Annotated in this window: 13 protein-coding genes; 3 read left to right on the top strand and 10 right to left on the bottom strand. The window is 39.5% G+C overall.

Going from position 1 to position 18,434, the window contains the following annotated elements; translation table 11 throughout:
• Positions 1–22: 22 nt before the first annotated feature.
• From H9N25_RS23380 to H9N25_RS23370, 3 genes are all read right to left on the bottom strand, one after another.
• On the bottom strand, positions 23–3,037 hold the full coding sequence (locus H9N25_RS23380; RefSeq protein WP_190327409.1) for a SusC/RagA family TonB-linked outer membrane protein: 3,015 nt from the start codon (positions 3,035–3,037) through the stop codon (positions 23–25).
• 537 nt (positions 3,038–3,574) lie between these two features.
• The gene (locus tag H9N25_RS23375) at positions 3,575–5,110 is read right to left on the bottom strand and encodes a SulP family inorganic anion transporter (RefSeq protein ID WP_190327408.1); all 1,536 of its coding nucleotides are present in this window, start codon (positions 5,108–5,110) and stop codon (positions 3,575–3,577) included.
• A gap of 37 nt (positions 5,111–5,147) precedes the next feature.
• A complete protein-coding gene (locus tag H9N25_RS23370; protein WP_223833497.1) occupies positions 5,148–6,305 on the bottom strand; it encodes an SDR family oxidoreductase in 1,158 nt (385 codons plus the stop codon).
• A 93-nt stretch (positions 6,306–6,398) separates the two neighbouring features.
• On the opposite strand from H9N25_RS23370, the gene H9N25_RS23365 reads away from it, so the two are divergent.
• Positions 6,399–7,187 (top strand): AraC family transcriptional regulator, encoded by a 789-nt coding sequence (locus H9N25_RS23365; protein ID WP_190327407.1) that lies wholly within the window; start codon positions 6,399–6,401, stop codon positions 7,185–7,187.
• A gap of 225 nt (positions 7,188–7,412) precedes the next feature.
• Here H9N25_RS23365 and H9N25_RS23360 read toward each other — a convergent pair whose 3' ends face one another.
• From H9N25_RS23360 to H9N25_RS23340, 5 genes are all read right to left on the bottom strand, one after another.
• Positions 7,413–9,167: a CocE/NonD family hydrolase gene (locus H9N25_RS23360; protein ID WP_223833496.1), complete on the bottom strand. Its 1,755-nt coding sequence runs from the start codon at positions 9,165–9,167 to the stop codon at positions 7,413–7,415.
• 18 nt (positions 9,168–9,185) lie between these two features.
• The gene (locus tag H9N25_RS23355; protein WP_190327406.1) at positions 9,186–9,878 is read right to left on the bottom strand and encodes a LytR/AlgR family response regulator transcription factor; all 693 of its coding nucleotides are present in this window, start codon (positions 9,876–9,878) and stop codon (positions 9,186–9,188) included.
• Positions 9,875–10,936 carry a sensor histidine kinase gene (locus tag H9N25_RS23350; protein WP_190327405.1) on the bottom strand — a complete coding sequence of 354 codons (1,062 nt, stop codon included), beginning with the start codon at positions 10,934–10,936 and terminating at the stop codon, positions 9,875–9,877. Before H9N25_RS23350 ends, H9N25_RS23355 begins: the two co-directional genes overlap by 4 nt.
• Positions 10,937–11,211: 275 nt before the next feature.
• Positions 11,212–12,102 (bottom strand): helix-turn-helix domain-containing protein, encoded by an 891-nt coding sequence (locus tag H9N25_RS23345; RefSeq protein WP_167296444.1) that lies wholly within the window; start codon positions 12,100–12,102, stop codon positions 11,212–11,214.
• Between the two features lie 75 nt (positions 12,103–12,177).
• The gene (locus H9N25_RS23340; RefSeq protein ID WP_190327404.1) at positions 12,178–12,996 is read right to left on the bottom strand and encodes an SDR family NAD(P)-dependent oxidoreductase; all 819 of its coding nucleotides are present in this window, start codon (positions 12,994–12,996) and stop codon (positions 12,178–12,180) included.
• A gap of 209 nt (positions 12,997–13,205) precedes the next feature.
• On the opposite strand from H9N25_RS23340, the gene H9N25_RS23335 reads away from it, so the two are divergent.
• Positions 13,206–13,820, top strand: coding sequence for a hypothetical protein (locus tag H9N25_RS23335; protein WP_169502520.1), 615 nt, complete (start codon positions 13,206–13,208; stop codon positions 13,818–13,820).
• Positions 13,821–13,946: 126 nt separating this feature from the next.
• Here H9N25_RS23335 and H9N25_RS23330 read toward each other — a convergent pair whose 3' ends face one another.
• Entirely contained in the window at positions 13,947–15,101 is a 1,155-nt protein-coding gene (locus H9N25_RS23330) for an aspartyl protease family protein (RefSeq protein ID WP_190327403.1), read from the bottom strand.
• A gap of 261 nt (positions 15,102–15,362) precedes the next feature.
• Here H9N25_RS23330 and H9N25_RS23325 point away from each other — a divergent pair, with 261 nt between their 5' ends.
• A complete protein-coding gene (locus tag H9N25_RS23325; RefSeq protein ID WP_167296440.1) occupies positions 15,363–15,776 on the top strand; it encodes a VOC family protein in 414 nt (137 codons plus the stop codon).
• 240 nt (positions 15,777–16,016) lie between these two features.
• Here the strand turns inward: H9N25_RS23325 and H9N25_RS23320 are convergent, their stop codons facing one another.
• Complete coding sequence (locus tag H9N25_RS23320; protein ID WP_190327402.1) at positions 16,017–18,392, bottom strand: TonB-dependent receptor domain-containing protein; 2,376 nt, start codon at positions 18,390–18,392, stop codon at positions 16,017–16,019.
• Positions 18,393–18,434 lie beyond the last annotated feature (42 nt).

Below are 18,434 nucleotides of genomic sequence, written 5' to 3'. Positions count from 1 at the left end.
TTTGTTCGTATTGCTTTCCATATTATAATTCCATTTTAACACCCAGGGTATACGTTCTTGGTATAGGCTGACCATAACCGGTATCAATACCATCGTAACTTACCAGCTCAGGATCTTGCCCGGTATAAGGGGTAATTACAAATACATTATTAACCGATCCGTATACAAAAAACTTGTTGATTTTGATGTTCTTCTTTTTCAATACGGTTCCCAAATCGTATCCAAGTGAAACAGATCTCAGTTTTAGGAATGAAGCATTTTCTAAAAACAAATCCTGATCGGTACGGTAAGGGATTACAGTACTCCATGGGTTATACAGCGGATATTTGCTGTAATCGCCCCTTTTTTCCCAGAAAGTAATTTCTTTTACCGATGTCATATCCGTATTGCCCTCGCGGTTTACAAAATCAAAGCGATTGGCCATATCCTGGTTAATCAGTTTGCGGCCCAGATTGAAATACAGGTTGGTACCTAAGCTCCAGTTCCCGTAGGTAAAAGCGTTATCGAAACCACCCGATAAAACCGGTAACGAATGGCCTTTCAATACTTTATCTCTTTCGTCGATAATGTTATCGCCATTCTGATCTTTCCAGCGTGGATCGCCAGCTTTTAATGGAGTACCATTGTATTTTAATGGCTGTCCGTTTACTACCGGTACCTGGTTATTTGCGGTGTAAATACCTTCGTTTTCCAATAACCAATACTGATCTACCGGCTGACCTACTTTTAAGAACCGGTTACCGATAATAATTTCGTTTAAGCCTCTTGGCAATGCCGTTAACTTATTGCTGTTGTGGTTCAGGTTAAGGGCCGAATTCCACGAGAATTTGTTTTGTGCAATTACCAATGCGTTAATGGTTAAATCAACCCCGGTATTGCTCATGTTCAGGCCGCTTTCTATCGATTGTTTGTAACCATATTCAGCATATGATGGGATGCCCAGCAACTGGTTTTTCTCGGCCTTGGTATAAAAATCAGCCGATACATGCAGGCGGTTTTTAAGCATCGCCACATCTACACCAATGTTTAACTGATCAGAGTACGACCATGGCACGTTATATCCTACCCAACCAAAAGAGTAAGGCCTGGTAAGCACACCAATAGCATTGTAGCCCGGTACCGTTAAGTTTCCGGTATAACCAACTGATGCGGTATATTGTGGTCCCTGTGCGTAGTTATCGTAGATAAATGTCCTGCCTAAACGGCCAACGCTCGCTCTTAAAACTAAATCATCAACCAACCTGCTATCCTTCAGCAATTCGTTTTTAACATTCCATGCTGCAGAAATTACCGGAGAATAAAACCAGCGTTTGGTTGGCTGCGCATTAGACGAACCATCTAAGCGCAGGGTGCCCGAAACGAAATATTTATTGTTGTACGAATAATTTACCTTACCATAAAATGACAGCAGGTTATCCACTGTTTTATCTAAAAAGCGGTAAGTAAGTTCTCTTGGGAAGGCAACCGGTGTTAAATAAGCTCCGTTATCTGAACCATCATCATTTTTAGGTTTAGAATCCAATAAGTTAATTTTGATATAATCGTTGGCACCTTTATAAGCATAAGCATAGTTGTACTTATAAATATCCCACATCATCGATTGGCCCAGCTCAAAATGGAAATCATGCACGTTTTTAAGGTTCAGATCATAAGTAACCTTATTGTCCATCATTAAGCGTTGGTTAAATCCGTAGTAGTTGGAAGCGTAGCTATTTCCCTGCAATAATGTACGGGCATAAAAAATATCCCGGTAACCTTCATTATAATCTACGTTGAACGAAGAGCTTATTTTAAATTTACCCAAAGTCCCTACCAGCTTGGCAAAACCCTGTATGCTATTGGTTTTATTATCGTCGAAACCTTTAGTGTACTCGTTCAGGTAACTGGCATAATAATCTTTATTGGGAGACAGTGGTGCACTTAAATCCGGGAAATAATTAATCTGTGCAAAACGGTCTCTTAAACTTCTGTTGCGGTTACGGTTTAAACGGTTACCGTTAATCATTGCAGAAAACAATAACCATTTAACAGGTTTCATATTAATATTAAACATAGCACTGTAACGGTCTAAACCAGTTCCATCGGCTACCCCCTCGCTTTTGGTATTACCCAGCGAGAACCTGAAACTTGCCCTATCCGAACCTCCTGTTAAGCCTAAATTGATGCCATAAACCAGTGCATTTTTATAGTATAAATCGGTCCAGTCTGATTTACCACTATATACATTGTTTAATGAATCGCTCAGATAAACCGGGTAAGCCTCGTCGTCAGAGTACCTGCCATTTGTGGTATAGATGTCGTAAAAGCGTTGTCTGAATGCATTTTCGTACTTACCATTAATGGTATTAACGGTTGGCTTTTGCACCATACCGATGTACGAGTTAAAGCTAATGCTACGCGCAATGCCATCAGGCGTTTTAGATTTAAGCAGGATTACCCCATTTACACCCCGCGGGCCATAAATAGCGGTACTGGCTAAATCGCTTAATACCTCTACCGATGCGATATTGTTAATATCGATGGTACTGAGCAAATTAGTAGCCGGACCAATCCTGTTGAAATCGTACTGCTGGATATCAAAAGCGAATGGATGCTCGCCAATGAGCGGGATCCCATCCAGCACCACCAATGGCTGTGAGGCATATACATCCTTTTTAGATAAGAGCGGCATGGGGGCTCCCCTTAAAAACATATTCTGTATGGTACCAGGTTCGCCTGATGGCTCCTGAACGTACAGGCCTGCATAATTGCCCTTTAAATTTTGCTGTAAGGAAATGGCGGGGAAAAGAGATAAATCTCTGGTGTTTTTCTGTACACCACCAGATAACTTATTGTAAAGTGTTTTTTGCTTAATCTGGTTTAAGCTGTCTTTTCTCAATGAATCTTTTAAGGAAACTAACTTAATTTTAGTCGTATCCTGTAGAACAAGAAGATTGGTTGTTAGGCCTTTATGAAGCTTTTTACCTGCCGAAAAAACTGGTAAAACGTTTAATGTAAACGCTGCAAAAAAGCCAAGGCACGCCCATAAGTATCGCATAGTTAATGGATCTTTAATTGGTAAAAAAATGATTTGCTAAAACTTATTTTTTCGGAAACGGCAAGATATGTCCCAGGTTAAAAAGACAGGTACTTCGGTAGTAATAGTTAAGGATTCTCATAAAATTTAGGATTTGGTTAACTCAAATATATAATATACTAAAACGTTTTAATAACGAATTGTCATTTTTATGAAATTTTTATAAAACAGGGCAATAATATTTAATTCTATCAAAATAATTGTCAACCAGACAGGTAAAAAAATAAATATTATCAAAATAATTTAAGAAAGTAACATCCTATAAAACAGTAAATAAGGATATTTTCAACCCGCAATTACAATAATTCGAACAATTTTTTGTTGCTATTTCTTTAAAATACTTAAACGTTTTAGTAAAAACATGAAATATGAAGAAAACAATTAAATTAAATGCCTAACAAAAGTTTGGGCAAAAGCATCGCCGTTAGCCTATTATAGCCCGCAAAAACCAGCTTAGCTATAATGGTGCTTTATACCTTAAACGAAAGGTTAAATTATTTATCTTTCGGTAGCTACCCGATAGGTAGGGTCTTCTATAATGTTCACCGCTATAATCTGATCAGCATTTTTCAACAAGCGTTTACAGTCGTTACTCAGGTGCTTTAATTGGAGCTCTTTATCAACCGAACGGTAGCGTTCGGTTAGTTTATTCAGCGCATCAATACCCGACATATCAAAAACACGGCTATGCTTAAAATCAATTATGATGTGCTGGGGATCATGGGCCACATCAAACAGCTCATTAAAATTAGCAATCGATCCAAAAAACAAGGGGCCGAATATTTCATAGGTCTTTACACCACTGGCATCGGTATATTTACTGGCACGTATTCGCTTAGAACTTTCCCAAGCAAAAACAAGTGCCGAAATAATTACGCCTATTAATACGGCAAGTGCCAGATTATGCAACCAAATTGTAATTACAGCCACCAGGATACCAATGATAATATCCTGTACAGGCATTTTATTAATTACTTTAAAGCTCATCCACTCAAAAGTACCAATGGCTACCATCATCATTACACCAACCAAGGCAGCCATGGGCACCCGATCTATTACCGGAGCGCCCACCAAAATAATTACCAATATAGTTAAAGCCGCAATAATACCCGACAACCGTGCCCTGGCACCTGCTGAGAGGTTAACCAGCGTTTGGGCAATCATTGGGCAACCGCCCATACCTGTAAAAAAGCCGTTTGTAATATTGGCAATTCCCTGTGCAATACTTTCCCTGTTCCTATCACCTTTGGTTTCTGTAATTTCATCAACCAGATTCAGGGTAAGCAGGCCTTCTGTTAAGCCCACACCTGCCATAATGAGTGAATAGGGAAAAATGATCTTCAGCATATCCAGATTCAGCGGCACTTTCGGAATATGAAATGGCGGAAAACCACCATTTACTGAAGCAATATCTTTAACCAGTTTGGTATCAATTCCAAAACCTAAAACAATAAGAAAAACCACAATAATAGCCACCAGTGAGGATGGAATGGCCTTGGTTATTTTAGGCAGAATAATCACTATTGCCACCGTGAGCAATACCAAAGCCAGCATAATATATAAAGGAGTGCCACTTAACCACACGATCTTACCGTTAACAAGAGTTTTGAACTGTTCTAGCTGCGACATAAAAATAATAACCGCCAAACCGTTAACGAAGCCAAACATTACCGGCTGCGGAACCAGCCTTACAAATTTCCCCAGTTTAAACAACCCAACCATAATCTGGATTGCGCCCGCTAATGCTACTGCTGCAAAAACATATTCTATACCCTGGCTTTTCATTAAAGCAATGAGCGTAATTACCGTTGCACCTGCACCACCAGAAACCAAACCTGGCCTGCCGCCTAAAACGGCAGTAACCAAACCCATAATAAAAGCAGCGTATAAACCTGTTAAAGGAGGGAAACCCGCAAGAATGGCAAACGATAACGATTCGGGGATCATGGTCATGGCCACTGTTAAACCTGCAAGAATTTCAGTTTTATAATTTATCTTCTTAGAAAAATCGAAAAGTTGCAGGTAGGGCTTCATCAGTTAAATTATTTGTAGCTGCAAATATCCAACTTTATTAGAACATTAGTTCTATAATAAAAATAGCGCTGAATAAGGTCAGCATCAGCTGACTAATAATTTCTATCAACAGATAACAAATCTGTAAGGCCAGAAAACTAGTTCGGGATAACTTTTTTGCGTTTAAGTTCGTCAAACAGATCGAAAAACATTTTTTCGGTATCGATATATTCGTGAAAACCCAACCGCCTGGCTTTGGTACCATCTGAGAAGAAATCGTAGTCTCATGAAAAAACAAAGTCACCAAATGCCCATGCTGACACTTCTTCATAACTGTGTTTAACCAGGTTATGTTTTTCTTGCAGCTGTGTCCACAAAGCCGATTTATCAGCCATAATGGTTTGCAAAGGCATTTGAAGCGGAGGGCAGTATCCATCTTAAAATAAGCTGCAATTTTAGGCCAAAGGTCGTTCCAGCGAATCAGATCACCATTGGTAATATTAAAAGCCTGATTGGCACATGCAGGGTTTGTAGCCGCCCATACCGTTGCCTTAGCCAATAATCTGGCGTCTGTAATATCTAAAAGTTTATCGTAAGCACCTAATTTACCTGGAAAGCGTAAAGGTAAACCCAATTCTTTGGATATAGATGCATAAACCGCGATTACGGAAAGCAAATTCATTGGATTGCCCAATGCGGTACCTGCAACTACTGATGGACGGAGCGCAGACCAATTCCATTTTTTACCCTTTTGTTGTGCCTCAAGAAACTGTTGCTGGTCTATATTAAACTCCGGAGGCATATGTCCGCCATCGGTTTCTTTTGCGGGTGTTTTAAAAGGACCGTAATGCGCCCCGTATACTTTATAGCCTTGCATTAAACTGATGTGCTGTAAGTCTTTCGCAATACTTTCAATAGTATTAACCACATTTACAAGCATCGCCAGGTTAGGTGCTACCAGCTCTGCCCATGTAGATTTATCTTGATACGCGGCATAAAAAATATGTGTTATGCTGGTTAAGGAGCTCAATTGTTTCTTACTGTCCTGTAAATCGAGCAGATCTACAGAAATGTACCTGGTTTTATCTGTATCTGTCCCACCCCGACGCGATAAACCGATAATATCCCAATCGCCAAGGCTTTCTAAATGGCTGATTAAATTACCGCCAATTACACCATTTGCCCCCACAACCAATGCTGTTTTATTTTTATTCATGTCTTTTAATTTAAATTGATTTATGTGCAGTAAAGATCTTGACAAACCAGAGATATGTTTTTGTAAAATAGTATGATAGATTTGTATAAATCTATGATGAAGCGATATGTCCAATTTCAGCCTATTGTTATTTCAGAATTTGAAGTAAGCAAATGGCAGCATCCTGTGCATCGGCACAATCATTACGAACTGATTTACATTAAAAATGGATCTGGCCAGCATATCATTAACGAAATCCCAGTTGTTTACGAAAAAGGAAATCTATTCTTAATTGGCCCGGAAGATGAGCACCATTTCGAAATTGATGAAAAAACACATTTCATTTACATCAAGTTTACCGATATATACATCCATCAAAAGGGGATTAACCCCGCAAACTTACAATGCCTGGAATACCTGATCAAAAGCCGTGAAACACATTTTCTAAGTTTTAATTTTACTGCCGACGACCTGTTGATTGTAGAAAACATCATTGCGCTCATCCTATCACTTAATATAAACATGATGCAAAATGAAGCTTTAATCTGGACACAGGTCTTAGTGCTTGCTGCTATCATGCAGCGCAATATGCCCGAAATAAAAAGTAATGCACAGCGCTCAAAAGACATTCAAGCCATCTTCTGTTACCTGCACAAATATATTTACCAGCCTAAAAATTTAAAAGCGAATGTAATGGCAGCACATTTTAATCTTTCAGAAGATTATATAGGCCCTTACTTTAAAAGAAATACAGGTATAACCTTACGCCAATACATCCATGATTACCGTAAAAATTTAATTCAACAGCGAATAGATAGCAGAAGATTTGGATTGAAACAAATTGCTGCAGAATTTGGCCTGGTTGACGAAAGCCATGTGAGTAAACTGATGCGAATAGTCTGAAGTGATGTAAGATGGAGTAGTGCGAAGTCGCAAGTCAGAAGTCCGAAGTATGTGCTGTAAAAGAAAACATGCCTTTGTTCGCTTCGAGCATTAGTGATTTAATAATGTTCGATGATGGAATTGATTCTGCATTCATCTTCTAGATCTGGGTGATAAATAATTAAAAACGGATTGCAAATCCTTAGCGTTTAGGTCTGGACTGCAAATCCAGACCCGTCGCATTATTTAAAACAAATCTTTAACATCTACCGAAAAACCAAGTTCTATAAAACTCTGTGTAGACCATTTAATTTTGAGCGGAACGCCTGCATCTTTTATGGTTTCTTTACTTACATCCTTACCAGTTCCATAATTAATCTGTGCAAAAGGATTTTTATCAATATTGAGTACTAAAAGTAATCTGCTCCCTTTTTGCAACTGCTTGCTGAATACTCTCGATCTATAAAAAGGTATCGTTTCTAATTTCCCAGGTTTAAGCAAGCTCCTTCTGCTCATATCGTATGCATAACTGGCTCTTCCTAAATAATAAGAGAGCTGAAAATATTCGCCTGAGGGTGTAACTTCGTACAACACCAGGCCTATATCCATGTCCTTTTTGTTGATGATGGCCTTAAGCTGTCCTTCTAGGGCTCCTGACACCGAAACAGCTTTATCAAATGGCTTCGTGATAAAAAACAGTCCGTTGGATCTTTCGATTTCTTTTTTTATAATGGGATCGGGATAATAATCATTGTAGAACTTAATTCTATCTGCCAGATCAACTTGTTGATTCATAAAAACCTCTTTAGCTGGCTTTTGCTCCGACAGCATCGTTCCGTTCGCTGTACTATCCAGATAAAACCGGATACGATAGTCCTCCATCTTTGCCAGTGAAGGAGCATGTTTCCAATTATTTGCGCCCATTACCTCAAAATTGATTCTATCTTTTAACAGTCCAGGTTTCTTTCCGCCTTTAAAAATATAATCGAACCATTCGAAAGTGATTTCGCGGGTATTGATCAGTGCTATTGAATCTACCTCATAACTCCTCAGCTTGGCTACTCCACCTATCTGCGACCCAAAATGATCATAGGGGCCTATAATTAAATAATGTTCGGCTGATGGATTATACTTATAATGTTCGCGCAGGTATTCTAATGCCGAAACCTGCCCATCGTCGTAATAGCCGGTGATACTGAGCACTGGAATATTGATGTGTTTAAAATCGCTACCGTAAGGCACCATCGACTGCCAATAGGCATCGTAATCGGGGTGGCTAAGCCATTTCTGTAGCCATGGGTTTGGTGTGCCATCAATGCTATCGATCTTGTTATAAGCAGCCCCACTTTTCCACCAATTAAACCTCATGTTACGCCAGCGCGCATTGTCGTTATTTATGGCATCATCAGTATATTTATTATTGGTAATATAAAAGGCCCATTGGTAATTGGCGGTTAAAAAAACATTATTTTCCATGGGCAAACCAAGTCCCGGAATAGCTGCAACATAGGGCACAATGGTTTTTAGCGCTGGATGCAGGTATTTAGCCGCTGCCCATTGTGCAAAACCCGAATAACTTCCACCATACATCCCTACCCTGCCATCGCTCCATGATTGTTCGATAATCCAATCGATAACTGCATTTACATCTTTGGTTTCATGTTCGTAAGGCCCTGGCGCATCAGGACTAAGCCGTTTTCCCCTTGCATCGGCAACAATGCCAACATAACCATGATCGGCGGCATATTTGGCTTCCATCAAACTTCTATTGGTGTTGGAGTAGATAAAATAAAAGAGTGCGGCAGGCAATTTCTGCGGCATACCTTTTTTCCTTACCACTACTGCAGATAAAGTAATGCCGTATTTTGTTTTAATCATCACACTATCGTTGATGATATAATTACTGTTATCGGGCAAGGTTAGTTTTTGCTGTGCAAAAGTTTCCAGTCCCATTACAAGGCATAGCGCAGCCACACCCAGTTTTACCAAGTTCATTTTCATAATTAAAAAATTTAATGTTTATAGCTTAATCAGGCTCCGGAATTTAATAGCCTGGCGTTCTGAGATCCTGATCGATTCTCCTGTTTTAAGTTCTACGAAAGTGCCATTATCATCTTTTTTCACCAAATTGATATAATCGATATTAAATAATATACTTCTGCTAGCCCTAAAAAACCTTTGGCAATTGGGGTTTTCTTCCAGTCTATTTAACGAAGTTTTAAGCAATACCTGTTCACCGCCAAAAAAGAGTCGCGCGTAATTCTCTACCGACTCGATCAAATGCACATCTTTCCATTTTATGAGGTGATGTTTGCCCCTGTCCTTTACAAAAATAGCTGCGCAATCATTCGTGCCAATCTTTTCTATAGCTTTATCAATTGCACTTTTAAAGCGTTCTTCCCGTACAGGTTTCATCAGGTAATCCATGGCGCTTACTTCAAAAGCCTGTACTGCATAACTGTCGAAAGCAGTTACAAAAATCACCTCTGGTACGTGTATCAAATTTTCCAGCAGATCGAAACCCGAACGGCCAGGCATCTGTATATCCAAAAAAATCAGGTCGGGCTTTAAAAGTCCGATTAGCTTCTCGGCTTCATCCGCATTGGCAGCCTCACCTAATACCGTAACCTGAGGATAGCTTTTTAGCATTCTGATCAGTTCCTGCCTTGCTCCTCGTTCATCGTCGATGATTAGTGTCCTAACATTATTCATCTGATCGGGATTTTAATTTCAGCACAAACCTGCTGATCCATTTGATAAAGGCTGAAAGATGCACGGTGCTGGTAACTGAGATCGAGTCGTTCTTTTAGGTTTTTAAGCCCAATTCCTGCAGCCCTTTTATCCTGCTCCAATTTACCAGGGTTTAAAACACGGATACTAACCAATCCATCCTGCTCGTTAATGATTACATTAATCTTTCCACCTTGTTTCTCTAATGCAACGCCATGTTTTACCGCATTTTCTACCAATGTTTGAATGCACAGACGTGGCACCATCACTCCAGAGAGCGAAATATCGATGTCTAACTCATACTGTAATCTTTCTTCCATTCTCAAACCTTCCAGCTCCAGGTAATCTCTCGCCAGGTCTACTTCTTCATTTAACCTAATGAGCATGGTACTACCTTTATATAGCCCACTACGCAACAGTTCACTTAGCAGGTCGATCGCCCTAGCTGCAGCATCGGGGCGGGTATACACTAAGGACTTTATATTATTGAGCGCATTGAATAAAAAATGAGGGTTTAACTGAGCGGAAAGGTTGTCTAGTTGCGATTGTTTAAAACTAAGCTCCAACCTGGCATTTTCTACCGATAACCTGACTTCTCTTTTCGCGTAGTGATAAAGATGATAGGCTAAAAGCCATATGGCCATTAAACGGATACCGGCAATAAAAATACCCGCCGTATTTACAGTAAAAAAACTGGTATATGACTGTGATGGATGGCTTAGAAACAGCTGCCTCACCAGATACAACTTACTAATGGTAACCAAGGTATAAAAAATACCCATCACCGGAATAACAATCAACATTCGCCAGATCAGCTTCTCAAGCGCCAGATCTTGCCAATTGTTTTTATTTGCAAAATTACGGTACAAATGTGTAATCAGAATATACATCGCCACATCCGAAACAAACTGAACAACAGCCAGATCGAATCTAAAATGACCAGCAGCGGTCCAACCTTGAAATGTCCAGTACAAAGCAGCTACCGACCAACCGATTAGCTGGCATTTCCAATAAAGCGATATATAGGATTTCTTTTCCAAAATTTTCTGCGCTAAACAAAGCAACGAAAACTAATTTTAAGAAAAAAGATAAAGTACAGGAACGTAGGTTTTTGGGGGATGAGTGTGTTTTAATCAGCAGCCGGAAGTCTGGGGGTTGGGCTTTATTGTACAAAAAATATGTCTTTGTACGCTTGGTGGTCAGGGGGGAGTGTAAGAGATGAATAATGGAATCTGCGCTCATCTTCTATATCTGGGGGACAAATAAATAGTTAAAAAGGCGAGTGTAAATCCTGACCAACAATAGCACGAAAACATCAATTCAGCAACTGCTTTTTAAATGTATTTGGGCTAATACCAACCTCTTTTTTAAATAAACGCGAGAAATAAGAAAGGTTCTCAAACCCCAATGCATAAGCAATCTCCGAAACCGACCTATTTTCACCGATCAAACGGTTTTTTGCTTCACTTATCAGGTAAATATGGATATGTTCTAAAGCCGTTTTTCCGCTTTCCTGTTTTAAAACGTCTGTTAAGTAACCTGCCGAAATGTTTAAACGCGCTGCCATATCATGCACTGATGGCAAACCTTTAGTAGCCAATAATCCATTAGCAACGTATTTATTTATTTCTTCATTAAACCTGGTTACTGTTTTGCCCGAAATTTCTGTGCGGTTAAGAAATTGCCTTTTGTAAAAACGTTGACTGTATTTAAGCAAAGTATCTACATTGGCCAAAATCAATTCGCGGCTATATTCATCCTGGTTATTGTGGTATTCGGTTTCAATTTTATGATACAGCTCCCATACTGTGCTTTCTTCACTAGGCGAGAGATGCAGTGCTTCGTTGGTTTCGTAATCGAAGTAGTGGTATTTTTTGATGGTATCATGCAACATGTGTCCATTCAAAAAATCTTCGTGAATAAAAATCAAAAAACCGTCTTCATCCATCTCCAGGTTTTTCATTTCGATTACCTGATGGGGTTTAAAGAACATCATCGAACCGCTCTCGTGGTCATATTTTGTACGTCCATAAAGGATTTGTCCTGCAATAATCTTTTTAAAACCGATCATATAGAAATCGCTTGTAAACTCCCGGTCGCCCATGCTACACATGTGGTCGCATTTGTAAATGCTAAACAATGGATTCTCGGGCGGCGGAAATGCATTTTCTCTATGTAATTCGGCCAAATTTTTATAGTGTTTCATCCCTTTGAATGGTAATTAGCTACAAGCTACACAATTACTCTGTACAGCTTGTAGTTAAAGGTTTTAAATGATTTATTAATGACCGTGTGCATTGGCCGCTACTTCAGCCCATTCATCAAATTCAGCCAAACGTTCTGCATAAACCTGTTTAACACCTGGGAGAGCCACTTTACCCAACAAGAAGTGTAAAGGGGGGTTAGGACTGTCGATCAATGCCAATACAGCGGGTACCGTTGCTTCTGGTTTACCCCAGCTATCGGGTGTTGAAGCATCAAAAAACGCCTTTTTAACTGGAGCATATGCCTCTAGCGGCTCTGTTTGGAAAGCTGAAGCACCCGACCAATCGGTAGAAAAACCATTTGGTTCGATTAAACTTACATTAATGCCAAAACCTTTTACTTCTGTAGCCAAGGTTTCACTTAGGCCGTTAACCGCATATTTAGAGGCATTATACAAACCTAGTATGGGCAAACTCACCAAGCCCAGGAAGCTAGAAACCTGGATAATGTGCCCAGCTTTTTGTTCGCGCATTACCGGAACAACTGCTTGTGTTACCCACAGCAGTCCAAAAAAATTGGTTTCCATTTGTGCTCGGGCCTGTTGTTCGGTTGTTTCTTCTATGGCACCAAATAAACCAAATCCCGCATTATTGATCAATACATCTATACGGCCAAAGTGCTCCTTAACTTTTTCAACTACTGCAAAACAGGCATCCCTATCGTTTACATCCAATTGAAGCGGAAACACGGCATCGCCATAAGCTTCTACCAAATCATTTAAATCCGCTATATTTCTTGCGGTTGCAGCTACTTTATCGCCACGCTCTAAAAGGGCCTTTGCCCAGATTTTACCAAAGCCACGTGAAGCACCGGTAATTAAAATTATTTTCGACATTTTTTTCTTTGTTAAATATTGATAACAAAGGTATTGTAGAGTATTAAGACCCATTTATACAAAACACGGGACTATTAGCACATTTTAAGGTTTAGCTAAATTATCAGTTTTAATGCTCCACAATACCCTGAAAGATTATCAATATGTGTAGCGCTTATCGGTATTATTACGTTTTATATCAGAACTATTAATCTAAAAACCACTCACCTATGAAAAACATACTTTTTCTTTTTGTAGCCTTTGCACTTGTTTCTTGTAAAAAATCGGAAAGATATGGTCCGCTGAACTTAAAAAATGGGCAGGAAGTTGAATTGCTGGTAAGCCCTCGTTATGCTGCAGATAATGATGTGCTTTTAAAGTTGCCCGGCAATGTAGACGCGGGTGCTTCGCTTTGGGGTTTTGATCAAAGGGAACCCGGTTATACTTACCGAGTTAAAGCCAGGTTCAACCGCGATAAAGAGCCACTTCAAGACGGACCTGAATATTACTTTATTTTCGAAAAGATAATTAGCAAAGAACAGTATAAAGGAAATGAATCTTTCACCGTGCAGCTCATTACCAATTACGCTGTTGGCGGACCGAATATTAGGTTAAGCAAAACAGGAGCCGATTATTATATGATTCCAGATAAGTTACAGCTCACTTATGCAAATAGTACCGTTCAGAACGAGCTTGAAGAAATCTGGCTAAATGCACAGGAAATCCGTGCAAACTGGCAAAAAGGGCAACGGCCAAAGTGGAAGGCCATTAAAGCTACTGTGGTACACGATCCGCAGAAGTTTGGGAAGGCTTATTTAGTACAACAGATTCAATTTATTGATTAATAGGTAATACAAAAAGACTGAAAAGTCACATTTTAAAAGATCTCCAATCGGTGCACCTCAGTCGAAATGACCTAAGGCTGTGTTCTTTGCGCCCTCACTTCGTCATCTTTGCGATTAAAATTATTATTAAGTTTTTTGGTCTGCATAAGCAACATCATAAAGATGATTTGGCTTTAAATAGATCACATTATTTTGAAAATCAAAAACTGTATTGAATCTTTTCAGAATATCCGTTCCAAGGTAATGAACATTAACACCAGGCATGGGTTTGTTTTGCTCCATCACCTGAGCTGGCACATTTTTCAATTCAAAATTACCAATCTTCAAACTTTGAAGTTTTACCGTGGTTACCGGTATCTCATTACCTTTTATTCCGTGCATAATTACCTTTTTTATAATTTCCATCTTCTCGGTTGGAAACTTCATTTCCCTCAGCAAATCGTTATCAAGCATAGCCGTGCGCTGGTAACCCAAATCGAAGAAAAACAGGCTTTTATTTTTGGTTCCGCTTTGCGAAATTTCACTTTCTATAAAAGGTTTGTTTTTAATATAAGTGATCTTAAACTTGGTGTATTGTTTATCCTGTAAAATCTGCTTTGGCATGGTAGAATGTACCATCATTTTATTCTGATCATAATCTAACGCTACAATCATTCCGTCGAATATATCCCATCCCACCAGACCATCAACTTCATTCCCAGCTAATTCGATATCATAAATTTTGCTTTTATAAATATGGTTTCCAATTTTAATATCATAATCTGTGTTATAAAGCTTGGGTTTCGACTTCACTTTTTTCGCCAATGCAGCGGTGGTAAGATCTATATCATTTGCTCCCGAATCAAAATTCATTAACAGGGAATCAGTACCGTTAAAAACAACCGGCAAAAAATTCGTGTTGTATTTATTTACAAAAAAAGGTATTGAGTCGTGAATTTCGGGCGATACCTTACTGAAGTTTTTTAGTACAGGAGCGGTAATTTGGGTGAGGCACGAGTCTTTTCCGTTTAACAAAACAATAAACTCCTTTTTCTGCCCGGGGCTGATGTTAAAAACGATCGAATCAATATCAGTTTTGAATTTTATGCTTTTCGGTTTTGTGAACTTACCAGTGGTAAAAACGTCCAGTTTTATTTTTGGATTGATATACCAGCTCGATACAGCGTTATTCTCTTCGTAAATTTTTGCCTGGCCAATACTTGCTTTTACAACTGGTAATTTCTGTTGAGCTAAAGCAGAAAGTGGTAGCAAGACTGTTAAAATAGGCAATATTCGTTTCATGAGCAATTAATGGTTTTAAAGGTTTAGGGCTTGTAAGGAGTTGGTATTTAATGGCCGCCATCGGAAACCAAAACTAAAGATAAAAAGAATTACAAATCATTTTAAAACCTTATGCAAATTTTTGAGTGACTGTCTTAAGCGGGCATTCCAATTTCATTAAATTTCGCATAAGTCGCGATTAACCCCTTAACTTGTCGTTTTTGCACATTAATACCTACCTGGCTTTATTATACCTTTGAATAAACTAAATTAGAAAACAATATGGCAACTCAAATTTTTGTGAACCTGGCTGTTAGCGACCTTAACAAATCAGTAGAATTTTTCACCAAACTTGGTTATACTTTTAACCCACAATTTACCGATGAGAAAGCAACCTGCATGATCATCAGCGATACTATTTACGTTATGCTGCTTACCAGAACCTTTTTCCAAACTTTTACCCAAAAAGAAATCATCGATGCCCACAAAGCAATAGAAACTTCCATTGCCTTATCAGCTGACAGTAAGGATGCCGTTAACGAAATGGTAGATAAAGCGGTAGCTGCTGGTGCCACAGTACCTAATCCGGCTACCGATTACGGCTTTATGTACCAACATAGTTTCGACGATCTTGATGGCCACCATTGGGAATATGTTTGGATGGACCCTAATGGAGCGCCTGAGCACCAGGGTTAATTTATATATAACCTTAGGTAAAAAAGGCAAGTGACGGATTTTTCGCACTTGCCTTTTTGTTTGGGATTATCGATTGCGATGTCCTAAAACAAAAAAACATTGCAGACATATAAGTTGTATATAAGAACAATTTTCCCAAAGTGGGCCTATATGTTTTAATTGTTAAAGAAATTACCTGTACACCTAACCGACTTGGTCATTCTTAACCTTGTATATGTTAGATGGTAAAAATACGTTCCCCTAACTTCTATTTCCGCTCTTGGCCTGCCTAACTCCCTGACCATCGCTTAAATTAAGCCTGTAAACAAAAGTGAGTCGATACCTGGCCGCATTGGGACTATTTACCTGCGTAATGCTAAAACCCTGCCCCGTTGTAGTTGTAGAAAATTTGCGCAGGTTAAACAAATTGCTCACATCGAACAACAGGCTAGCCTTATCTTTTAAAAAGTTCTGACCAACCCCCGCATCGATCGAATGGATTGCTTTCATGCTGCTCTGTGCATTATTAACTGCACCGGTAAAATTATAACGGGCCTGCACACTAAATTTATTGGGCAATTTTACCTGAGTACCTAATCTGGATGTATAAGTATTACCCGAAAAAGCGAAATCCTGACTGGCGTACACCCCAGCCTGACTGAAGTGGTAAACATTCAATTCCATATTCATTTGTAACCATTTATAAGGATTATAGAGCACCGAAAGTTCTGCCCCTGAGCGTTCTTCTTGTTTAATGTTGATAGGCATGGAAATAAAAAGCCCGTTTTCACGGTAATTGTAATCGATCATTACCCCGGTATTGTGCTGGTAGTACAGCGATGGATTGATAATAAGCGTACCCATGCGTTTTAGCAAACCCAGTTCGAATACATTGGCATAGGATGGATTAAGACCAGGATTGCCCGCATATCTCGAATTGTAATCGGTTATTTCATTAAAAGGATAAAGGTTGTTTAAAGCCGGTCTGTTAATGCGTCTGCTGTAGCTGAACTGCAGCGAAGTGCTCTTGCTCATTTCGTAACCCAAATGCAGGGTTGGAAACAGTTTTAAATAATCCTTTTTACTATCATATACATCTCTCCGATCGTCTATACGTACTTCGGTATATTCGCTACGTAGCCCCAGTTGATAAGAAAAATGGCTGATTTTACTGTTGAATTGTAAATAAGCACTTCCAATAAACTCATTGTAACCCACACCATTGTCAATGTTATCAATTACCGTCCAGCCGTCCCCGGTTCTTCCTTCCGCAAGGAAATCGCTGTTTACCCTTCGGTTTTCGGCTTTAATGCCATAGGTTAAGGTAGCTTTGTTATTTAGGGGGGTAACCATATCGCTTTGCGCAGCAAAATCTCTGCTCGAACCATTATTACTTGTGCTAATTTCGGGCCGTTGCTCAACCGATGGCGATATTTTGCTCGTAGCAAGATTCCAGTTTTTAGCACTGTTCCAGAAATCGTACTGCATATCTACCGTTAACTTTTTCCCAGGCTTTTTAAAGAGCCGCGTGTAATTAAATTCAATTTGATTGTAATTCCTGTTTTCCCACGATTCGCCCGAGCGCACAAGCGCACTATCTGGAACCGAACTGAAATAATTATAAGCCAATGTTGTTTTGTCGTGGTCTTTTGTGGCATTGCGCAGGTAGGCAATGGTAATGGTATTTAAACTATCCGGCTGATAATCGGCACCGAAATAAACCAGCCTTCCATCGTCATGGCGGTTTTCATCCTGCCTTTGGTTAAGCATACTGTTAAAACCATTCTGATTTACCTTTTGGTTGGTTTTGTATAAACCAACATAATCAGAAAACCTTAGCCCAACGGTTGAAAAGAGATTTAATTTATTCGATTTATAATTTAAACTCGGCGAAATCCGGCTGTCGTTCGGAATACCGCCCACCAGCCTAAGCTGCCCGTTAAAACCACTTTTTTTATTTCTTTTTAGCACAATATTAATAATCCCTGCCGAGCCCGAAGCATCATATTGTGCAGAAGGATTGGCAATCACCTCTACCCTTTCTACCTGGTCGGCGGGCAATTGTTCAAGCGCTGTTCCGGCAGTTAAACCAGACCGCCTGCCGTTAATCAGCACCAATACACTACTGTTTCCCCGAAGGCTTATGCCGCCACCTGGCGCAACACTTACCGAGGGTACCCCCGCCAGTAATTCGGTTACCGAACCCGATTGCGAAAGAATATCTTTTCCAACCTCAAAAACCTTTTTATCTAACTTTAAACTTACGGCTGCTTTTTCGGCCGTAACCGATACTTCGTTTAACACCCTTGTATCAGGCTCCATTAAAACAGTTCCCAAATCAGCTTTATTCTTATCAGCCTCAATTGTTACGCTTACTTTGTGGTAGGCCATAAAACTAAATTCGATGCTAAGTTTGCCTTGTTGTGTGGTGCCCAAAGTAAACTTTCCTTTATCATCGGCCATGCCCGATACCAGTACTTTACCGGCTTCATTTAAAATGGTAACACTTGCAAAAGGTATTGCAGCGTTGGTTGTTTTCTCTTTAACGTGACCGGAAAACGAACGCTCTTTTAATTGTGCGGTACTGTTTAACCAAAAACAAATAAAGAGGGTAAAGGTGATAGCGATATGTTTCATACTGCAAGATTAATCCTCCCTGCTGATAGCTAAATAAAAAAA

Origin of the sequence: Pedobacter riviphilus (genome assembly GCF_014692875.1) — a bacterium.
GTDB classification, from domain to species: domain Bacteria; phylum Bacteroidota; class Bacteroidia; order Sphingobacteriales; family Sphingobacteriaceae; genus Pedobacter; species Pedobacter riviphilus.
The sequence above is the reverse complement of the archived record's forward strand: the minus strand, read 5'-3'. Positions and strand labels throughout refer to the sequence as shown.

Bases quoted from the DNA above. Each gene is read 5' to 3' on its own strand.
- H9N25_RS23320 (WP_190327402.1), bottom strand. From the start codon at position 18,392: ATGAAACATATCGCTATCACCTTTACCCTCTTTATTTGTTTTTGGTTA.
- H9N25_RS23375 (WP_190327408.1), bottom strand. From the start codon at position 5,110: ATGAAGCCCTACCTGCAACTTTTCGATTTTTCTAAGAAGATAAATTAT.
- H9N25_RS23365 (WP_190327407.1), top strand. From the start codon at position 6,399: ATGATGAAGCGATATGTCCAATTTCAGCCTATTGTTATTTCAGAATTT.
- H9N25_RS23380 (WP_190327409.1), bottom strand. From the start codon at position 3,037: ATGCGATACTTATGGGCGTGCCTTGGCTTTTTTGCAGCGTTTACATTA.
- H9N25_RS23360 (WP_223833496.1), bottom strand. From the start codon at position 9,167: ATGAAAATGAACTTGGTAAAACTGGGTGTGGCTGCGCTATGCCTTGTA.
- H9N25_RS23370 (WP_223833497.1), bottom strand. From the start codon at position 6,305: ATGAATAAAAATAAAACAGCATTGGTTGTGGGGGCAAATGGTGTAATT.
- H9N25_RS23355 (WP_190327406.1), bottom strand. From the start codon at position 9,878: ATGAATAATGTTAGGACACTAATCATCGACGATGAACGAGGAGCAAGG.
- H9N25_RS23340 (WP_190327404.1), bottom strand. From the start codon at position 12,996: ATGTCGAAAATAATTTTAATTACCGGTGCTTCACGTGGCTTTGGTAAA.
- H9N25_RS23325 (WP_167296440.1), top strand. From the start codon at position 15,363: ATGGCAACTCAAATTTTTGTGAACCTGGCTGTTAGCGACCTTAACAAA.
- H9N25_RS23345 (WP_167296444.1), bottom strand. From the start codon at position 12,102: ATGAAACACTATAAAAATTTGGCCGAATTACATAGAGAAAATGCATTT.
- H9N25_RS23330 (WP_190327403.1), bottom strand. From the start codon at position 15,101: ATGAAACGAATATTGCCTATTTTAACAGTCTTGCTACCACTTTCTGCT.
- H9N25_RS23335 (WP_169502520.1), top strand. From the start codon at position 13,206: ATGAAAAACATACTTTTTCTTTTTGTAGCCTTTGCACTTGTTTCTTGT.